The organism is Chryseobacterium sp. GTID13 (assembly GCF_056172655.1).
Window position 1 is genome coordinate 498,296 of record NZ_JAOCMB010000005.1, and the last position, 18,567, is coordinate 516,862.

Genomic DNA, 18,567 nt, shown 5'->3' on the forward strand with positions numbered 1-18,567 from the left:
GCGGCAAGTATTTCGCTGATGAGTTGTACCCCAATCTATAAAAAAATGAACGTAGACAAAGAAACTTACGAAGGTCTTCATGACGGACTTTATGCAAATCTTCAGACTTCTAAAGGAAACCTGATCGTGCAGTTCGAAGACAAAAAAGCACCGGTAACTGTAGCCAATTTTATTGGTCTTGCAGAAGGAAAAATAGATAACAAAGCAAAGGCAAAAGGAGTTCCTTATTATGACGGAACTATTTTCCACAGAGTGATCAAAGATTTCATGATCCAGGGAGGTGATCCTCAGGGAACAGGAATGGGAGATCCGGGATATAAATTCGAGGACGAGAAAAACGACCTTAAGCATACAGGTAAAGGAATTCTTTCTATGGCCAACTCAGGACCTAATACCAACGGTTCTCAGTTTTTCATCACTGAAGTAGCTACTCCGTGGTTAGACGGAAGACACACGATCTTCGGAAAAGTGGTAAAAGGTAACGATGTGATAGACGCGATCGCTAACGTAGAAAAAGGAGCTCAGGACAAGCCTAAAACAGATGTTATTTTAGAAAAAGTATCTGTATTCAGTAAAGGAGACGAATACAAAAACTACGATGCAGCAAAAACTTTCGCGGAAGGAAAAGCTAAAATCGCAGAAAACAACAAAGCTTATATCGCTAAAGAAGAAGCTGAGAGAAAGAAAAAAGAAGAAGAATTCAAAGCTAACCAGGAGAAAATGGTGGAAAACCTTAAAGCTGGAATGCAAAAAACTGAATCCGGATTATATTACAAAATCACTAAAACAGTTGCAGGAGGAAAAGCTCCTAAAGCGGGTGACAATGTATCTGTACATTATGCAGGTAAATTAATCGACGGAACAGAATTCGATTCTTCATTCAAAAGAAACGAGCCTATCGAAATTCCAATCGGAATGGGAAGAGTGATCAAAGGATGGGATGAAGGTATCCTGTTATTAAAGGAAGGTGAGACTGCTACATTACTGATTCCGCCGGCAATGGCTTATGGAGAAAGAGGTGCAGGAGGTGTTATCCCGCCAAACGCATGGTTAGTTTTCGATGTTGAGCTTGTGAAAGTTCAATAATTGAATTTTAAAATATATTGAAGCCGTCCGTGAGGATGGCTTTTTTTGTTAAAATTAATGGAATAAAAGTTTCAACAGATCATAAAACAGATGTTTTTATTTTGATGCAAATTCCCTATTTTCGTTTAAAATAATTCAATGAAAAAAGTTCTCTACACCCTTCTCATTCTATCAACTGCCACTTTTTCCGCCCAGGGAAAGAAGTTTTTCAAAAGTGGGGAAGTAAAGCTTCAGAATCCTGTAGAAAAAATCAATCTGAGATTTGCTAATGATCTGCCTTTTGTACAGGTAAGCATCAACGGGAAGCCGTATAATTTTTTATTTGATACCGGAGCTCCTACCGTAATTTCTACAGCAGTATACACTGAGTTGGGGCTTGAAAAAAAGCATACAGCCAAAGTAAAGGATTCACAGAAAAACAAGCAGGAGCAGATCTTTACCATTCTGCCGGAAATGATTGTTGATCAGGCTGTTTTTAAAAATGTCGGGGCGATCGTCATGGACTTCAGTATTTCTGAATTAAGCTGCTTCAAAATTGATGGTATTCTGGGCGCCAACCAAATGGCAAAGCTTTCCTGGAAAGTCAATTATGCCGAGAATTCCCTTGAAGCTTCAAAAGACGTGGCTCAATTTAATCCTGCAGATTATGATATTGTTATTCCTTTCAATCCAAGACCACAGAAAACGCCCGTTGTAGAAACTGATCTGCAGGGCAAAAAAATAGATCTTACATTCGATACCGGGTTTTCCGGAAGAGTGAAGATCACAGATGCTGCATATGACGCGCAAAAAGCATTAAAGAGCATAGAAATCTATGGAACCAACTCTGTAGGTGCTTACGGGGCAGGAAAACCTTTGCCGGGATATATTTTCAGAACGCCTGCTCTGTCATTGGGAAACAAAAGCTTTGCAAACGAAATAATTGCTACCGGAAATGCAAGCCTGATCGGAAATGATTTCTTTAAAAACTTTGTTTTCATCCTCGATTGGTCCGGAAACAAGATTTATATGAAGCAGATTAAAAATGAACCCGCCAAACTGGAATCTTTCGGCTTCGGGTATCGTTTTATAGATTCAAAACCAACCGTGGCCTTTGTATTTCAGGAAGAAAATTTCCCGCTAAAGGTGGGAGATGCTATTATCAGTATCAATAACGTAAACCTGGACACTCTTGACAAAGACGGCGCCTGCCATTATTTTATCAATAGAGTGGAAAACGGACAGAAAACAATTGATCTGAAAATCAGAAGAGAGGGAAAGGAAATGCAGGTGAAGCTTGAAAAGAAGGAGTTTTTAAAAGTTTGAGTGTTCGAGAGAATTTGTGTTTAAGGGTATTGACCATAAGATAATAAAAAAGCCGTTCAAATTTATTGAACGGCTTTCTAGTAAAGTAGAAATTAAAGTTATATGTTTCTTGATTTCTTACTCATATAAGAAGAATTCATTCTTCCGGTAAGGGAACTGATGAATACAATTCCAAAACCGATATACGCCGCAAATGCGGTCAGATATACTATTAAGCTGTTAAAATCAGGTTTTGAGGCATATGCAAAATATACCAGTACGGAAAAAATGGCAAAACTGATCAGCAGCATCAGGCTCCAGATATTCAATTTTGCGGCATCTTCATTTCTCTTAAAAATCATTTCAAAAAAGGCTCTCATCATTAATCACTTTTTAAGGGTTATACATCTGTTTTCCGTTCTTCCATAGAACGGTCCGGAATCATTTTCCGTTATCATGAAATAGCACATGGATCATAGTTAAACTTGGCTAAGGTTATGATCTTATGGCCGTTTGATTCTTTTACATAAGGGTATGCTTTAAGCTGCCCAAAAAGTTTTAATTAAAAAACAGTATTGAATCCGGGAATGGATTCATGAGCTTTACGACACCGTACACAATCATCATCGTAAATGGAATTGATAAGAGGATTATCTTTTCCGTTGCATACGGTATCTAAAGAAAAAGGATCATATAAAAATATATACCAATCCTATCCGGCTCAGCAGAAACAGAAGTTTCCGCAGTAACCTTTTCTCATCGTCTGTGTTTTAAATAATTTTTTTCAATGATTTAGCTTGCGAATTTCATGCCAAAGTGATTTTTTTCAATATATTTTTACTGCTAAGTAACTTTAAGTTCAGGATTCAAAAATCCTCTCAAAATCTTTATTACAACAGAAAAAACTTAATTTTAAAATAAATAAAAGAAAATTTAAAAACTTACTGAACCAACCCATTTTCAATCTCCGGGCCCAGCATTCCCCTCCTCCGGAGGGGTGGCAAATCAAAGATTTGACGGGGTGGTTCTACGATCAGAAACACTTGTCCTATCCATACTTCAAAAAATCAACAAGTTAATTCCATAAAGCCATACATAGCTTCATCAGAACTAACTTGTTGATGAAATTTTTACTATTTAAAGGAGGTCAGAGCAAATTCCTACCAGTTTTTATCAATCATATAGATAAGCTGGGTCATAGCAGTGGCTCCTAAAAGAAGCTCCCTTCTGTTTACTTTTTCAAATGTATCTTCTTCCGTGTGATGGATATCAAAATACCTCTGGGAATCCGGCACCAGTTCTGTTGTAGGGACACCCATATCATGAAGAGGATAAATATCTGTTCCGGAATATTTCCCTTCAAAATTATAAACTCCGTATGGTAAAAATAAACTGGCCCAGCTTTTAATCTGGTTTCTCTTCTCATCATCCATTTCAAGTGCAATTCCTCTTGGAGCAAAGCCGCCGGCATCGGATTCTATGGCAAAAAGATGCTTCTCATTCTTTTCCTTGGCCGTTTTTCCATATTGAACGCCTCCTTTTACACCATTTTCTTCATTGGCAAAGCAAACAACCCTGATTGTATGATTATTTTTAAGCCCCAGTTTTTTGAATGTTCTTAAAACCTCAATACTTTGTACAATTCCTGCGCCGTCATCATGTGCGCCTTCGCCTACGTCCCATGAATCCAGATGTCCGCCAACTACAATTACACTTTGATCTTTCGTGCCGGTGATTTCACCGATGACAGAGTGGGAGAGTTTTTCACCTTTCATCCCGCAGTTGGAATTAAGTTTTGCACTGACTTTCTGGGTCTTTAAAAGGGCTTCAAGTTCATCAGCTGTTGTGGCCCCGATGGTAACAGCCGGAATTTTTGAAACTTTATCTTCATAACGCATGGCTCCGGTATGCGGAACATCGTCAAAGGCGGAAGAAAGAGATCTGATGATGGCAAATTTACCTCCTTTTTTAGCCGTTAAAGCAGCAGCGGTTACCCTGTATTTTGCAGCGTCGCTGTAGCCTCTGAATGTTTCTACAAAAGACTGGCTGAAAGGGTAGTTAAAGAACACGATTTTATCCTTTACCTGATCTGCCGGAAGCTTATCATATTCTTCCATAGATTTCACGATGATGATCTCGCCGGAAACATCTTTTCCTCCGGTACCTTCAGAATTTCCGAGGGATAGCATTTTCAGGTTCTTCCATTTGCCGTCAGAGGTTTTAATCTGGAGAGATTCTTTTCCTCGGGTCCAGACGGGAACCATTACTTCCTGAAGCCATACTTTATCGGCACCGGCATCACGGAGCTTCTGTTCTGCCCATTTTACGGACTTTTCATAAGCCGGAGAGCCGCTTAAGCGGTGGCCGATATTCTTAGTCAAATCTTTAAGGTCTGTATAGCCTTTTCCGTTGTTCAGGATTTCTGTGGAAATTTTGCTGAACTGGACGGAATCTTCTTTGGACTGGCCAAAAGCAGCTATTCCCAGGAATAATAATGAAGTTCCAATTATCTTTTTCATAGTTTACCAATTTTTATCGATCATATAAATAAGTTGTGTCATTACCGCGGCACCGAGAAGCAATTCTCTGCGGTTTACTTTTTCAAAAGTGTCTTCTTCTGTATGGTGAATATCGAAATAACGTTGCGGATCAGGAACCAGTTCTGCGGTGGGAACCTCCATTTCATGCAGTGGAGCGATATCAGACCCTGAATATTTACCTTCAAAATTGTATACTCCGTAAGGCAGGAAGAGATTCACCCAGCTTTTGATCTGGTTTCTGTTTTTGTCATCCATTTCCAGTGAAATACCCCTTGGAGAGAAGCCCCTGCATCGGTTTCTATCGCAAAAAGATGTTTTTCATTGCTTTCTTTTGCTGTTTTTCCATACTGCTTTCCGCCTTTGGTTCCGTTTTCTTCATTGGCAAAACAAACAGCTCTGATGGTATGGTTATTTTTAATTCCAAGCTTTTTAAATGTTCTCAAAACTTCAATACTCTGTACAATTCCGGCACCGTCATCATGAGCACCTTCACCTACATCCCATGAATCCAGATGTCCTCCGACAACAATCACGCTCTGGTCCTTTTTTCCGGTAATCTCACCGATCACAGAATGGGAGAGTTTTTCACCTTTCATTCCGCAGTTGGAATTGAGCTTTGCTGTAATTTTTTTATTTTTTAATAAGGCTTCCAGTTCATCAGCAGTTGTATTTCCGATAGTTACCGCAGGGACTTTGGAAACATTGTCGTCATAGCGCATATTGCCTGTATGGGGAACATCATCAAAAGCAGAAGATAAAGATCTGATGATGGCAAATTTCCCTCCTTTCTGAGCATTCAGATTAGCTGCCGAACGTCTGTATGCCCCAGCTTCCCGGTAAGCAATAAAAGTCTGTACATGTGACTGATTAAAAGGGTAGTTAAAGAATACGATCTTATCCTTTACCTGAACTGCCGGAAGCTTGTCATATTCCTCTAATGATCTTACCATGATAATCTCGCCGGAGACATCTTTTCCGCCTGTTCCTTCGGAATTTCCGAGAGAAAGCATTTTCAGTTTTTTCCACTTTCCGTCTGCGGTTTTAATCTGCAGGGATTCTTTTCCTCTTACCCAGACCGGAATCATTACTTCCTGCAGCCAAACTTTATCCGCACCGGCTTCCCGGAGCTTCTGTTCTGCCCATTTCACAGATTTTTCATAGGCTTCGGTGCCACTTAAACGGTTTCCGATGTTTTTAGTAAGGTCTTTCAGTTCGTTGTAAGCTTTCCCATTGTTCAGTATTTCCGTAGAAATCCTGCTGAACTGTATCGAATCTTCTTTATATTGCCCGAAAGCAGCTATGCTTACCATTAAAAGTGAAAGGATGGTAGTCTTTTTCATTTTACCAGTTTTTATCGATCATAAAAATAAGTTGTGTCATGGCGACTGCTCCCAAAAGAAGTTCTCTTTTGTTCACCTTATCGAAAGTATCCTGTTCGGAGTGGTGGTAATCGAAGTATCTTTGAGTATCTACAACCAATTCAGCTAAGGGAATATCCAGCTTTTTCAGTGGAGAAATATCCTGGATCGCTTCAGTCTGGTCAAAATCATAAATACCGTAGGGAAGAAAATAATTTTTCCATTCGAAGATCTGTCTTCGTCTTTGTGGCGGCATATCTAATGAAAATCCTCTCGGAGAATATCCTCCTGCATCCGTTCCTAAAGCAAAAACATGCTTCTCATCTTTCTTTTTTACATAGGCTGCATACATTTCGCGTCCCTGCCCTCCGTTTTCGCTGTTTGCATATAAAACAATCCTTATCGTATGATTATTTTCAATGCCAAGCGCTTTGAATGTCCTTAAAACTTCAATGCACTGGGCAACACCCGTTCCGTCATCAATAGCTCCTTCACCGAAATCCCATGAATCTAACTGAGCTCCTAGAACAATCACTTTAGAATCTTTTTTACCCTGAATTTCAGCAATAATATTCGGATTGGTAGTATCACCTTTTGATTGTGCGGTCATATTCAGTTTGGCGGTAACTTTCTGGCTTTTTAATAATTTTTCCAGTTCATCAGCGGATTTTACTCCAATAGATAAGGCCGGAATCCTTACTTTGTCATCGGGTTCGTAATACACCATTTTTGCATGGGGTGTATCATCCGTAGCTGTTGTTAAAGACCTTATAATTAAAGCTTTTGCTCCGGTTTTAGCAATCACGGAAGCGGAAATTAATTTAGATTTTGCGGTAATTAAATAAGAATCACTTGTATTAATGATCTTTGGGTCCATCGGAAGATTAACAAAAACAATTTTATCTTTCAATTGTTTAATGGACATGGCGTTAAGCTCAGAAGTTGAATTGATCAAAACAATTTCCCCTGTAAGGTCTTTCCCGCCTGTTCCTTCGGAATTCCCGAAAGACAGCATTCTGATATTCGTCCAGTCTCCATTCCCTGCTTTTATCTGCAAAGTTTCTCTTCCTCTTATCCAGACCGGGGCTTTGGCTTCCATTCGCCAGATCATATCAATACCGATAGATTTGAGTTTTTTCTCAGTCCATTCCACCGCTTTCATATAACCGGGAGTTGCACTGAAGCGGGGGCCGATCCCTCTGGTAAGCTCGCCAAGATTTTCATAGGCAGTACCGTTGGTCATTACCTCGTCGGAGATTCTTTTGAATTCATCATGATAGTTGAATTTAGCCACGGTTGTTTTTTTTACCGGTTTTTTCTGTGGCTTTTTTGAGAAAATAAAAATCCACTCAAAAAGAGTGGAAGTATAATGAAGATTTTTTTCATTTTTTATTTACCTTTCTTTTTCCGAAGATAAAAGTAGGGAAAATTTAGGAATTTATTAAGGTTTCATATCATACATTAACAGGGCTGTAACCAGTTTCGGTTCAATGAATGTACATTTTGGAGGCATACTGAGCTTAAGATCCGAAATTTTAATCATATCATTAAAACTCACCGGGTAAATCCCAAAGCCTACTTTGCCTTCACCATTGTCTATTTTCTCCTTTAAAAAGTTAATTCCCTGAATGTTGGACGTCCCTTTTATATAGGAAATCTTTTCAGAGCTGTCGGAATTTTCTATTTTCAGGATATTCTTGAAAATGTATTTGTCCAAAAGATGGTGGTCAAGATTATCAAGAGACATTTCTGTAGAACGCAGGTCGTGCTTCACGTGAAGAGAGTAAAACTTACCGTCCAGGTACATTGAAATGTGGAACTTCTGTGAAGGGAAATAGGGAGTTTCACCCTTTTCGTGGATCAGGAAATACTGGTCCAGCTCTTTTAAGAACTCCTCGCTGGAAAGTCCGTTAAGATCGGATAATATTCTGTTGTAATCGTGGATCTTGATGGATTGGTTGGAGACGATGAAGCTGTATACAAAATTATAAGCCTCAGTACCGTTATGCCTTTTATTCTTTTCTTTGTGATGCTTTGCATTCAATGCTGTGGAACCGATCCTGTGGTGACCGTCGGCAATGTAGAAAGAATCAATCTGATCGATCACTTCCTTGAACTGCTGAAGCTTCAGACGGTTGTCTATTCTCCAGATTTTATGCCTGATCCCGATAGAATCAACATGGTTGAAAATAGGAACGTTCTTTTCCTCATGGTTCATCAGAAGCTCAATCTTGGAATTGGAAGGGTAGGTGAGCAGTACCGGCTCAGCCTGAAGGTTTACTTTGTCCAGGTAATGGGCTAGTTTTTCCTTTTTCTGAGGAATGGTACTTTCGTGTCTTTTAATCTTTCCGTTCCAGAAATCTTCAATACTTGCTAATCCAAGTAATCCTCTGAAAACCTGTTTATTGGGATAGATTTGCTCATAAAGATAATACGCTGAACTGTCCTGGATGAGTTTTTTCTCTTCAAGAAGTTCTTCAAATGTTGAACGGATCTTCCTTAAATTCCGGTCGATATCTTTAGATTTACTTACAACATAGGGTTTAATCATATTGATGTAAGTATTTTCAACTTGAGCTTTCTCTGCAATCTCCTCTTGGGTGAAATTGTCCAGCGGATGGGTAGGGAAAGTGCTCTCAAAGTCTTTATGAGGTCTTATTCCACGGAAAGGTTTAAAAACAGGCATAGTTTATCGTATAGTTTCTTTTTGTAGCTTAATAATTTGTTCTGCAAGTTCTGCACCGATTTTCTCCTGTGCATCTACGGTGTTGCCTCCTACATGAGGAGAAAGGGATAGTGCAGGGTTCATCAGTAAAGGTAACTCGGGAGTAGGTTCGTTCTCGAAAACGTCCAGTGCTGCTCCTGCTACTTTTTCAGATTCTATGAAATCTATAAGGGCTACCTCATTGATTACACCGCCCCTTGCAGTATTCACTATGTAGACTCCGTCCTTCATTTTTTCAAACTGGGGCGTGTCTATAATATATTCATTCGTTTTTGGTGTATTGATGCTGATAAAGTCTGTGTCTTTAAGAAAAGCATCGATATCATTGGTGGAAGTGATTTCAAAGTTTAAGGTCTGCCCATCAAAAAAATCAAGGCTAAGAACTTTTGTCTTAGGATTTCTTGTCAGTACTTTGACTTTCATTCCCAAAGCGATTCCCATTTTCAAAACTTCCTGGCCGATGCTTCCAAAGCCGATTACTCCAAGTGTTTTTCCTGAAAGTTCATAAGCTTTGCCGAATGACTTTTTCATGGCCTCAAAGTGGGTTTCCCCTTCCAATGGCATCAGGCGGTTTGATTCGTGAAGGAATCTTGCCAGTGCAAAAAAATGTCCGAAAACAAGTTCAGCAACCGATTTTGAGGATGCATTAGGGGTATTGATCACTTTTATGCCTTTACTTTTGGCATAATCAACATCAATATTATCCATTCCGATACCACCGCGTCCGACAATTTTCAGGCTGGGGCAGGCATCGATCATATCCTGTCTCACTTTCGTGGCACTTCTTACAAGGAGGATATCTACGTTATTTTCATTAATGAAATTAATAACATGATCCTGTGCCACCCTGTTGGGCAGGACTTCAAATCCTGCTTCCTTAAGTGCCAGTTCTCCTGTTTTTGAGATTCCGTCGTTTGCTAAAACTTTCATGTATTATGTTGGATTTAAAGATTGAAAAATTCTGCTATTTAAAAATTTTAAATCGGGTCGCAAATTAATAAATTTTAATTAACTGCTATCATCTTTCAATCTTTGAATTTTTTTATGCTAAAAATTATTTAATAGATCTCATTACATCTACCAGAACCTGCACACTTTCAATAGGTAAGGCGTTGTACAAACTTGCTCTGTAACCGCCCAGACTTCTGTGGCCGTTCAGTCCGCTGATTCCTGCTGCTTTCCATGCATTGTCAAATGCCTCTTTTTTGCTCTCATCCGTCAGTTTGAAAGAAACATTCATTAAAGAACGGTCTTCTTTTACGCAGAAAGTTTCGAAAAGAGGATTGCTGTCGATTTCTTCATATAAAAGTTTTGCTTTAGCCTCATTTCTGATTTCAGCTGCTGCAATTCCTCCGTTTCTTTCAAGATACTGCAGGGTAAGAAGGGAAGCATATACAGGGAAAACCGGAGGGGTATTGTACATGGATTCTTTGGAAATATGCTGGGAATAATCCAGAATAGAAAGCATGTTCTCTCTTCCTGTTTTTCCAAGGATTTCTTTTTTAATAACCACCAAAGTAACTCCTGCAGGACCCATATTTTTCTGAGCACCGGCATAGATAAGGTCAAACTTGGAAAAATCCAGCTGTCTTGAGAAAATATCTGAGCTCATATCACAAACCATCAAAGTATCCACATCCGGGAAAGATTTCATCTGAGTTCCGTAAATGGTATTGTTGGATGTGCAGTGGAAATAATCATATTCCGAACCTACCGTATAGTTTTTTGGAATGAATGAGTAATTTTCTTCTTTGGAAGATCCTACTACATCTACATTTCCTAATTTTTTTGCTTCTTTGATAGCTCCTGCCGCCCATGTTCCCGTATCCAGATACGCTGCTTTACCGCCTACTTTCAAAAGGTTATAAGGAACCATTGCAAACTGAAGGCTTGCACCCCTCCTAAATAAAGCACTTCATAATCATCGCCAAGGTTCATCAGCCTTTTCACAATAGCACGGGCTTCGTCCATTACGGCAACAAAGTCTTTGCTTCTGTGAGAAATTTCAAGAAGGGATAATCCAATTCCGTTAAAATCTAAAATAGCTTCTGCTGATTTTTCAAAAACCTCCTGAGGTAAGATGCATGGTCCTGCGCTGAAGTTGTGTTTTTTGCTCATATTTTTACTTTTTTTGGTTGTGCAAGAGTTTTAAGGACTTGCCATTTATTTCTTGATATTTTACTGGATTATTTCAGATTTATAGTTAAAAAAACCGCCTCATTATGCTGAGACGGAGCTTTTATTATTCACCGTGTAAGAATGCTTTTTTGTTAAGCAGGGTTTCTTCAGATTCTACATGGTCTTCATCAGGCACACAACAGTCTACCGGGCAAACAGCCGCACACTGAGGTTCTTCGTGGAATCCTTTACATTCGGTACATTTATCTGTTACAATGAAATATACATCATCACTTACGGGTTCCTGTGGCGAATCTGCATCTACAGTAAGTCCTGACGGCATGGTTACGGTACCAGTAAGAGCGGTACCTTCAGAAGCTTTCCAATCTACGGCCCCTTCATATATTGCATTATTTGGGCATTCCGGCTCACAGGCCCCGCAATTAATGCATTCATCAGTTATTTTAATAGCCATCGCTAATTTTTTTTAAATTTGCACAAAATTACAAAATATTCCCCAATTTAAAAGTAATTATGAATATCGAAAATCAAGTTTTAGGACTTATTAAGTTAAGTGAGTATATAAAAGAGTTTTTGGCAAAGAATCAGAAGGATTATAATGAAGCAGATAATGAGTTTGACTTATTGCTTAAAAGGTCTGAAATAGAGAATCCTTGGTTTACCATTGAAAATCAGAAATTTGCTCTGAATGAATGGACGAATTTACTTACGAAGGAAAATATAAACAACTGGATCAGAAATTATTCTGTTTCCAGGACTCCGAAAAGGGTAGGACTAATTCTGGCCGGAAATATTCCTCTTGTTGGGCTTCATGATGTGATATCGGTTGTTTTAAGCGGCCATATTCCGTTAATCAAGCTGTCTTCCAAGGACAGGCAGATGATTCCGTTTCTGTTGAAAAAATGGAATGAGCTGTCCGGTGGAGCTGTTCAGTTTGAGCTGGTAGAAAAATTGGAAAATTTTGATGCTGTAATTGCTACAGGAAGTAACAATACAGCACGTTACCTGGAATATTATTTCAAAGATCATTTGAATATTATCCGTAAAAACAGGACTTCGGTTGCTGTACTGGAAGGTAACGAGACTCCTGAAGAACTTCAGCTTCTGGCCGAAGATATTTTCAGGTATTTCGGGCTTGGATGCAGAAATGTAACGAGGATTTTTATTCCGGAAGATTTTGTGATCGACCGTTTATTTGAAAGCTTTTTAGGCTTCCAGGATATTATCAATCATCATAAATATGCCAACAATTATGATTATAACAGAGCGGTTTACCTTCTGAATCAGGATAAATTCTGGGATAATAATTTTGTGATGCTGAAAGAGGATGAGAAGCTTTTCAGTCCGCTATCGGTAATCAATTTCAGCAGATACTCATCATTGGATGATGTAAAAAAATTCATTGCTGAAAACGAAGAAAATATTCAGTGTATTGTGGCTAAAGACGAATTGGGGCTGGATTCAATTCCTTTTGGTGAAGCACAGCATCCTGCTTTGGATACGTATGCGGATAATGTGGATACAATGAAATTTTTGGAAGTGGTCTGATTTTCGTATCTTAACTCACTTATTTTACCAAATACCAGAAAGATTATGAAAAAAATATTTTTAGGACTTACAGTGCTTGCCGCACAGCTGATGTTGGCTCAGAAAGTGACGGGAGTAAAGGTTGAAAAGGTTCAGAAAGAAGTTCCGGCACAGCTGGACAAGGAAAAGGTTGCTTTATATAACGAGAACTTCCTGAAGTTCGTTGAAGCACTTAAGTCTCCGGACCGTACAGGTGTAGACGCCCTTTTATCAGATAAAGTGAAGGCAATCGTTACAGATGATGTTCTGCAAAAAGTAAAAGAAGGCTTTGATGTTAATAAAAAGCTTGAAATTTTAAGTACAGGATATCATAAACTGATGGACGGTTCCAACCTTCCAAGCATTCATTACAAATATGCAGGGGAATCAAAAGAAGTGATTATGGCTGTATTTGAAGAGGATGGGAAAATCCTTGGGGTAATGCCGGCCAAAAAGACAAAATAATGAATATTCAAAACAAAATTAAAAAATACTAACTATGATGACAGATGTCCTGGTTGCTCATTCCTCAGAAGTAGAAAAAGCAGCTTTTTACAGAAAAACGTACTTACATGTCGCTCTATCCATCCTCGCATTTATCGGCGTTGAAACTATTTTACTGAAAACCGTTCCCGTAGAGGTTATTGCCATGATGTTCGGGCAGAAATATACCTGGCTGCTTATTATCGGGGTTTTCTGGCTGGCTTCTATGCTGGCTTCCAAATGGTCGCTTTCCCAGAGCAGAACAACGCAGTATTTCGGATTAGGATTTTATATCGTCCTTGAGGCTGTAATTTTCATGCCTATGATTTATATTGCGGCCAATATGCAAGGTGGCGGAAATATTATTTTCCAGGCTGCGATGCTTACGATTGCCATGTTTGCCGGGCTTTCTGCGGTGGCATTTACTTCTAAAAGAGATTTTTCATTCTTAAGAAATATCATTATTATCGGAGGTTTTCTTTCGATAGGGCTTATTGTAGCCGGAGCTATTTTCGGGTTCAATTTAGGGCTTTGGTTTTCTGTAGGAATGGTGCTTCTGGCTTCTGCAAGTATCCTTTATGAAACAAGCAAACTTAAAAATGTATATACTACCGGACAATATGTAGGGGCTTCTTTACAGCTTTTTGCATCCATTATGCTGCTGTTCTGGTATATCCTGAGAATCTTAATGAGCAGAAGAAGCTAATTTAAAATGAATAATTTTAAATTCTTATCAATAATAGTCCCGGTGATCATTTCATCGGGATTTTTATTCTTTTTAAACACAAATGTCACCAATGCTTTCACAAATATCACTAATGAGGATTAGGATTATTTGTATCGTTAGTGAAAATATTCGTGCTATTAGTGTTTTAATTAAGTAATTAAACCAAAAAAACCTGATGAAATGATCACCAGGATTTTAATTATTCCTTAATTATAAAAACAATGGTAACAGCATCAGCAATGGCATATTACAGAAGCTTTGTACAAATGTTTAAAGTGAAATTAAAGAGTTGAGAAAATATAGTGTCGAGGAAAACCTCAGTAGTATTGTGGTCTGTAATCTTCGATTAAATCTTTAAATGATTCAATAAAAAATTACTTGTCAATAGATCCTAAGACCTTCTGTGCAAAAGAATTCAGAGCATCTTTTTCGCTCATACCGTTCTGAACGCTGGCGTGTACTTCCAAAGCACCGCAGATATTGGTGATCAGTTCTCCGGCTACATTCAGGTCTTCTTCACTGGTTCCTCTGAATTCGCAGAAGCTTTCTAAAACTTCCAGAGTTTTTTCAAGATTCTCCGGAGTCTGGTTCTGATAAAACTGTCTGATTACGGGTAATTTCATTACTGTATTTCTTTAAAAAGATTAATTAAACTCTCTGCCTGGTTGCTTTGTACCTGGTTTACCAATTCACCGTTTTTAAAAACTGCGAAAGTAGGAAGGTTGTCAACGGTGGCCAGTTTTCTGCTTTCAGGAAGTTTTTCCGCATCTACATATAAGAAAGGGATGTCTTCGTTTTCTGATGCCAGTTTTTTGAATTTCGGCTTCATGATTCTGCAGTTTCCGCACCATGTTGCCCCGTACTGAACAACTACTTTTTCATTGTCGTTTACGATATTCTGTAATGTATCTTCTGTTAATTCTGTGTACATGTTGTTGATGTGTTAATGGATGATTTGATGATGTGTTAAATGTCTGTGAGCAATTGATTTTTGCCAGGTCTGTAAAAAAGAATGAGATAATTTGAAAATGATCTGAAATAGTTCATCGGCAAATTATCTCATTGCCATATTAACACATTATTTTAGTTCTTTGCTAAATATTCTGCTGTAGAATTTCTGTCTGCTTTCATGGCATCTTTTCCTTCTTCCCAGTTGGCAGGACATACTTCACCGTGCTTCTGAACGTGAGTGTAAGCATCGATTAGTCTTAAATATTCTTTCACGTTTCTTCCTAACGGCATATCGTTTACAGACTCGTGGAAGATTTTTCCTGTCTCGTCAATAAGATAAGTTGCTCTGTAAGTTACGTTAGAACCTGTGAAAGTTTCTTCACCTTCTTCATTGTATTCGAAATCCTGATCTACGATTCCTAAGATGTTAGCCAGCTGTCTGTGGGTATCAGCTAAAAGCGGGTAAGTTACCCCTTCGATACCTCCGTTATCTTTTGCAGTGTTCAACCATGCAAAGTGTACCTCATTAGTATCGCAAGAAGCACCGATTACTTTTGTGTTTCTTTTTTCGAATTCACCTAAAGCATCCTGGAAAGCGTGAAGCTCTGTAGGACATACGAAAGTGAAATCTTTCGGATACCAGAATAAGATAACTTTTTGCTGGTTGGAAGTTGCTTCTTCAAGGATGTTGATTCTTAGATCATCACCCATTTCAGACATTGCATCAATGGTTACATTTGGGAATTTTTTCCTACTAAAGACATAATTTTCTGTTTTTATATTAAATTTTCTTGTGCAAAGATACAACCATTTTATCTATCAAACAAATCAATATTGATAAATAAAATCTATAATTGTTTTTAATGGAACTATAGGAAAAAAGCCCTGAAATCAGAGCTTTTTGTTTACTTTATACTAATTTTTATTCAGTCTAATTTATGAATTGAAGGTAGCCAATGCATCCTTGATTCGTTTCATCGCTTCTCTCAGATCTTCCTCAGAAGCGGCATAGGAAAATCTGATACATTCAGGGCTTCCGAAAGATACGCCGCCTACACATCCTACATGGGCATTCTCCAGCAGGAACATGGCGAAATCATCGGAATCTTTGATTTTTGTACCGTTCAGTGTCTTTCCGATATAATAGGAGATATCCGGGAAGAAATAAAAGGCAGCTTTTGGAAGCAGTACTTTAAATCCTGGGATTTCCTTCATCAGGTCATACACAAGATCCCTTCTTTTCTGAAACGCATCAATCATGTATCTGTATTCGGAGGGATCTGTTTTCAAAGCCGTAATGGAAGCTCTCTGCGCCATTGTATTGGCTCCGCTGGTCATTTGTCCCTGAATTTTTTCACAGGCTTTTGCCAGCCATTCAGGGCAGGCGGAATAACCGATTCTCCATCCCGTCATGGCAAATGCTTTAGACATCCCGTTGATTACTGCGGTCTGTTCATATACTTCAGGAAATTGGGCAATGGATGTTGTTTTCGTTTCGTAGTTGATATACTCATAAATTTCATCCGAAATGATCGTCACATGAGGATATTTGGCGAGAACTTTCGCCATGGATTTCAGCTCATCATAGGTATAATATCCACCGGACGGGTTACACGGTGAGCTGAAAAGGATTGCTTTTGTTTTATCTGTAATGGCTTCTTCAAGCTGTTCGGCAGTTATTTTAAAATCTGTAACGTAAGAAGTAGGAAGCATTACCGAATTTCCTCCCATCATTTTTACCATTTCATCGTAACTTACCCAATATGGTGCAGGAAGCAGTACTTCATCACCGTCATTGATCACAGAGGCAAGAACATTCAGAATAGCCTGCTTGGCTCCGTTGGAAACACAGATCTGGGAAGGTTTATAATCAAGGTGGTTGTCCCTTTTCAATTTGTAGGCTACCGCTTCACGAAGCTCAAGAAACCCGGGAACAGGAGAGTAGTGGCTGTAATTCTGGTTGATCGCATCAAAAGCGGCCTGTTTGATATTATCCGGAACATCAAAATCCGGTTCGCCAAGAGTAAGACTAATCACGTCAATGCCGGCGGCTTTCATTTCTCTTGCTTTGTTCGACATTACGAAAGTCTGTGAGTAACCTAATCTTTTTACTCTATCTGAAAGTTTATCCATATGATGTTTTTGAATTTAAACAAATATATAATAAAAACGTTTTGCCGGGAAATAAAAGTGGCACAGGAAAAAAGATTTTTATCAGGTTTTGATGTAAACCGGAAGCAAATTAAAGTTTAAATAAGACTTTATCCCTCTTTTGTTTTTGTATATTTAGCAATCTTATAATTGACGTTATGAAATATTCCATCCTCTTGTTGTTTCTGCCTTTTGCAGGTTTTTCACAAGTCCATACAAAAGACAATGAAATAAAGAAATACGTTTCTGAAGTGAGCCCAGATTCTTTAAAATCCTATATCAATAAACTGGTGGGCTTCCATACCAGGCATACTTTAAGCTCAGTGGATGATAAAAATCAAGGAATAGGAGCGGCAAGGAGCTGGGTGTTGGGAAAGTTTAAAGACTATGCAAAAAATTCAGGAGGAAGAATGGAGGTGTACCTGCAGCAAGAGGATATTCAGCCTGATGGAAAAAGAGTGGATAAGGTTACCAATCTAGGGAATCCTGTAGCGTTTCTGAAAGGTACAGACCCCAATGATAAAAGAATTTTCCTGATTTCCGCACACCTGGATTCACGGGTCACAGATGTCATGAACAGAACCTCGTTTGCTCCTGGTGCTAATGATGATGGGAGTGGGGTAAGTGCTGTGATAGAAGCAGCGAGAATTCTGAGTAAGTCTTCTTTTTCTGCATCTGTTATTTTCGTTACTTTTTCTGGCGAAGAACAGTCATTGCTTGGGTCTAAACTCTTTGCAGAAAAGGCCAAAAAAGAAAACCTACAGATAGAAGCAGTTATTAATAACGACATGATCGGAAATCCTGAAGAAGGAGAAACCGGGAAGATCAATAATCATACGCTGAGAGTTTTCAGTGAAGGGATGCCCTATGCGGAACTGGATAAAAAAGCAATGAATATAAGAAACCTCGGGATGGAAAACGATGGGGATTCCAGGCAGCTCGCCCGGTATATTAAGGAAATTGCAGAAGAATATGTGAAAGGGCTTGAAGTAAAGCTGATCTATAGAAACGACAGGTTCCTGCGTGGAGGAGATCATTCCAGCTTCGTCACTCAGGGATTTCCTTCTGTAAGGCTTACGGAATATTATGAAAATTATGACCGTCAGCACCAGGATATCAGGATGGAGAATAACAAACAGTATGGAGACCTTCCCCAATATATAGATTATAACTACCTGAAAAGGAATGTTGCTGCAAATATTGCAGTTTTGGCCAGTCTCGCGAAAGCTCCCTCAAAACCTGAACAGGTAGAAGTAAAAGTAAAAGAGCTTACCAATTCTACTGTACTGCAATGGGAAAGGCCGAAATCCGGTTCCCCGGCTGGATATTATGTTCTGGTAAGAGAAACGGACAGTCCCCTGTGGCAGAAAAAGATCTTTACCAAAGAACTTACCATTAAAATCCCGCTTTCAAAGGATAATTATATTTTCGCAGTACAGGCCGTTAACCAAAGTGGAAACTTAAGCGTTCCTGTTATTCCGGCCATTGCAAGATAATATCACTTTATTGTTAAAGTTTCCCGGAGCAACTTCATTTGAATACAACGGAAATAAAACT

18 protein-coding genes and 1 pseudogene are annotated in these 18,567 nt (G+C 38.8%); 6 read left to right on the forward strand and 13 right to left on the reverse strand.

All coding sequences use genetic code 11. The features are described 5' to 3' along the window. Positions 1–45 precede the first annotated feature (45 nt). Entirely contained in the window at positions 46–1,086 is a 1,041-nt protein-coding gene (locus N4G44_RS08315; RefSeq protein ID WP_474928307.1) for a peptidylprolyl isomerase, read from the forward strand. 138 nt (positions 1,087–1,224) lie between these two features. Beyond that, the gene (locus N4G44_RS08320) at positions 1,225–2,391 is read left to right on the forward strand and encodes a retropepsin-like aspartic protease (protein WP_474925919.1); all 1,167 of its coding nucleotides are present in this window, start codon (positions 1,225–1,227) and stop codon (positions 2,389–2,391) included. Between the two features lie 98 nt (positions 2,392–2,489). Here the strand turns inward: N4G44_RS08320 and N4G44_RS08325 are convergent, their stop codons facing one another. The 9 genes and pseudogenes from N4G44_RS08325 to N4G44_RS08365 all read right to left on the reverse strand — a co-directional run bounded on the left by N4G44_RS08325 (position 2,490) and on the right by N4G44_RS08365 (position 11,586). Then, complete coding sequence (locus tag N4G44_RS08325; protein ID WP_474925920.1) at positions 2,490–2,753, reverse strand: hypothetical protein; 264 nt, start codon at positions 2,751–2,753, stop codon at positions 2,490–2,492. Between the two features lie 777 nt (positions 2,754–3,530). After that, a complete protein-coding gene (locus N4G44_RS08330) occupies positions 3,531–4,889 on the reverse strand; it encodes a M20/M25/M40 family metallo-hydrolase (protein ID WP_474925921.1) in 1,359 nt (452 codons plus the stop codon). Between the two features lie 3 nt (positions 4,890–4,892). After that, entirely contained in the window at positions 4,893–5,165 is a 273-nt protein-coding gene (locus N4G44_RS08335) for a hypothetical protein (protein ID WP_474925923.1), read from the reverse strand. After that, the gene (locus N4G44_RS08340) at positions 5,126–6,250 is read right to left on the reverse strand and encodes a M20/M25/M40 family metallo-hydrolase (protein ID WP_474925924.1); all 1,125 of its coding nucleotides are present in this window, start codon (positions 6,248–6,250) and stop codon (positions 5,126–5,128) included. Before N4G44_RS08340 ends, N4G44_RS08335 begins: the two co-directional genes overlap by 40 nt. Before the next feature lies 1 nt (position 6,251). Beyond that, positions 6,252–7,562, reverse strand: a complete 1,311-nt coding sequence (locus N4G44_RS08345) for a M28 family peptidase (protein WP_474925927.1) — start codon at positions 7,560–7,562, stop codon at positions 6,252–6,254. A 147-nt stretch (positions 7,563–7,709) separates the two neighbouring features. Beyond that, a complete protein-coding gene (locus N4G44_RS08350; RefSeq protein ID WP_474925928.1) occupies positions 7,710–8,954 on the reverse strand; it encodes a DUF1015 domain-containing protein in 1,245 nt (414 codons plus the stop codon). A 3-nt stretch (positions 8,955–8,957) separates the two neighbouring features. Beyond that, entirely contained in the window at positions 8,958–9,923 is a 966-nt protein-coding gene (locus N4G44_RS08355; protein WP_474925931.1) for a D-2-hydroxyacid dehydrogenase, read from the reverse strand. A gap of 124 nt (positions 9,924–10,047) precedes the next feature. Next, positions 10,048–11,111: pseudogene (gene serC, locus N4G44_RS08360) on the reverse strand (3-phosphoserine/phosphohydroxythreonine transaminase). 124 nt (positions 11,112–11,235) lie between these two features. Further along, positions 11,236–11,586 carry a 4Fe-4S binding protein gene (locus N4G44_RS08365; protein WP_040999034.1) on the reverse strand — a complete coding sequence of 117 codons (351 nt, stop codon included), beginning with the start codon at positions 11,584–11,586 and terminating at the stop codon, positions 11,236–11,238. A 59-nt stretch (positions 11,587–11,645) separates the two neighbouring features. Between N4G44_RS08365 and N4G44_RS08370 the strand changes: the two genes are divergently transcribed. From N4G44_RS08370 to N4G44_RS08380, 3 genes are read left to right on the forward strand one after another with little or no spacing between them, the layout of a single operon-like run. Continuing rightward, positions 11,646–12,680 (forward strand): acyl-CoA reductase, encoded by a 1,035-nt coding sequence (locus tag N4G44_RS08370; protein ID WP_474925934.1) that lies wholly within the window; start codon positions 11,646–11,648, stop codon positions 12,678–12,680. Positions 12,681–12,725: 45 nt separating this feature from the next. After that, positions 12,726–13,163 carry a peptidylprolyl isomerase gene (locus tag N4G44_RS08375; RefSeq protein WP_474925935.1) on the forward strand — a complete coding sequence of 146 codons (438 nt, stop codon included), beginning with the start codon at positions 12,726–12,728 and terminating at the stop codon, positions 13,161–13,163. Positions 13,164–13,197: 34 nt separating this feature from the next. Continuing rightward, positions 13,198–13,887, forward strand: coding sequence for a Bax inhibitor-1/YccA family protein (locus N4G44_RS08380; protein ID WP_474925937.1), 690 nt, complete (start codon positions 13,198–13,200; stop codon positions 13,885–13,887). A 395-nt stretch (positions 13,888–14,282) separates the two neighbouring features. Here N4G44_RS08380 and N4G44_RS08385 read toward each other — a convergent pair whose 3' ends face one another. The 4 genes from N4G44_RS08385 to N4G44_RS08400 form a co-directional block, all read right to left on the reverse strand. Beyond that, positions 14,283–14,531 carry a DUF6952 family protein gene (locus tag N4G44_RS08385; RefSeq protein WP_034727575.1) on the reverse strand — a complete coding sequence of 83 codons (249 nt, stop codon included), beginning with the start codon at positions 14,529–14,531 and terminating at the stop codon, positions 14,283–14,285. Then, the gene (locus N4G44_RS08390) at positions 14,531–14,839 is read right to left on the reverse strand and encodes a thioredoxin family protein (RefSeq protein WP_040999045.1); all 309 of its coding nucleotides are present in this window, start codon (positions 14,837–14,839) and stop codon (positions 14,531–14,533) included. Before N4G44_RS08390 ends, N4G44_RS08385 begins: the two co-directional genes overlap by 1 nt. Positions 14,840–14,991: 152 nt before the next feature. Next, a complete protein-coding gene (locus N4G44_RS08395; protein ID WP_474925940.1) occupies positions 14,992–15,579 on the reverse strand; it encodes a peroxiredoxin in 588 nt (195 codons plus the stop codon). Between the two features lie 216 nt (positions 15,580–15,795). Beyond that, the gene (locus tag N4G44_RS08400) at positions 15,796–16,992 is read right to left on the reverse strand and encodes a pyridoxal phosphate-dependent aminotransferase (protein ID WP_474925942.1); all 1,197 of its coding nucleotides are present in this window, start codon (positions 16,990–16,992) and stop codon (positions 15,796–15,798) included. 176 nt (positions 16,993–17,168) lie between these two features. Between N4G44_RS08400 and N4G44_RS08405 the strand changes: the two genes are divergently transcribed. Next, the gene (locus N4G44_RS08405) at positions 17,169–18,506 is read left to right on the forward strand and encodes a M28 family metallopeptidase (protein WP_474925944.1); all 1,338 of its coding nucleotides are present in this window, start codon (positions 17,169–17,171) and stop codon (positions 18,504–18,506) included. The last annotated feature ends 61 nt before the right edge of the window (positions 18,507–18,567 follow it).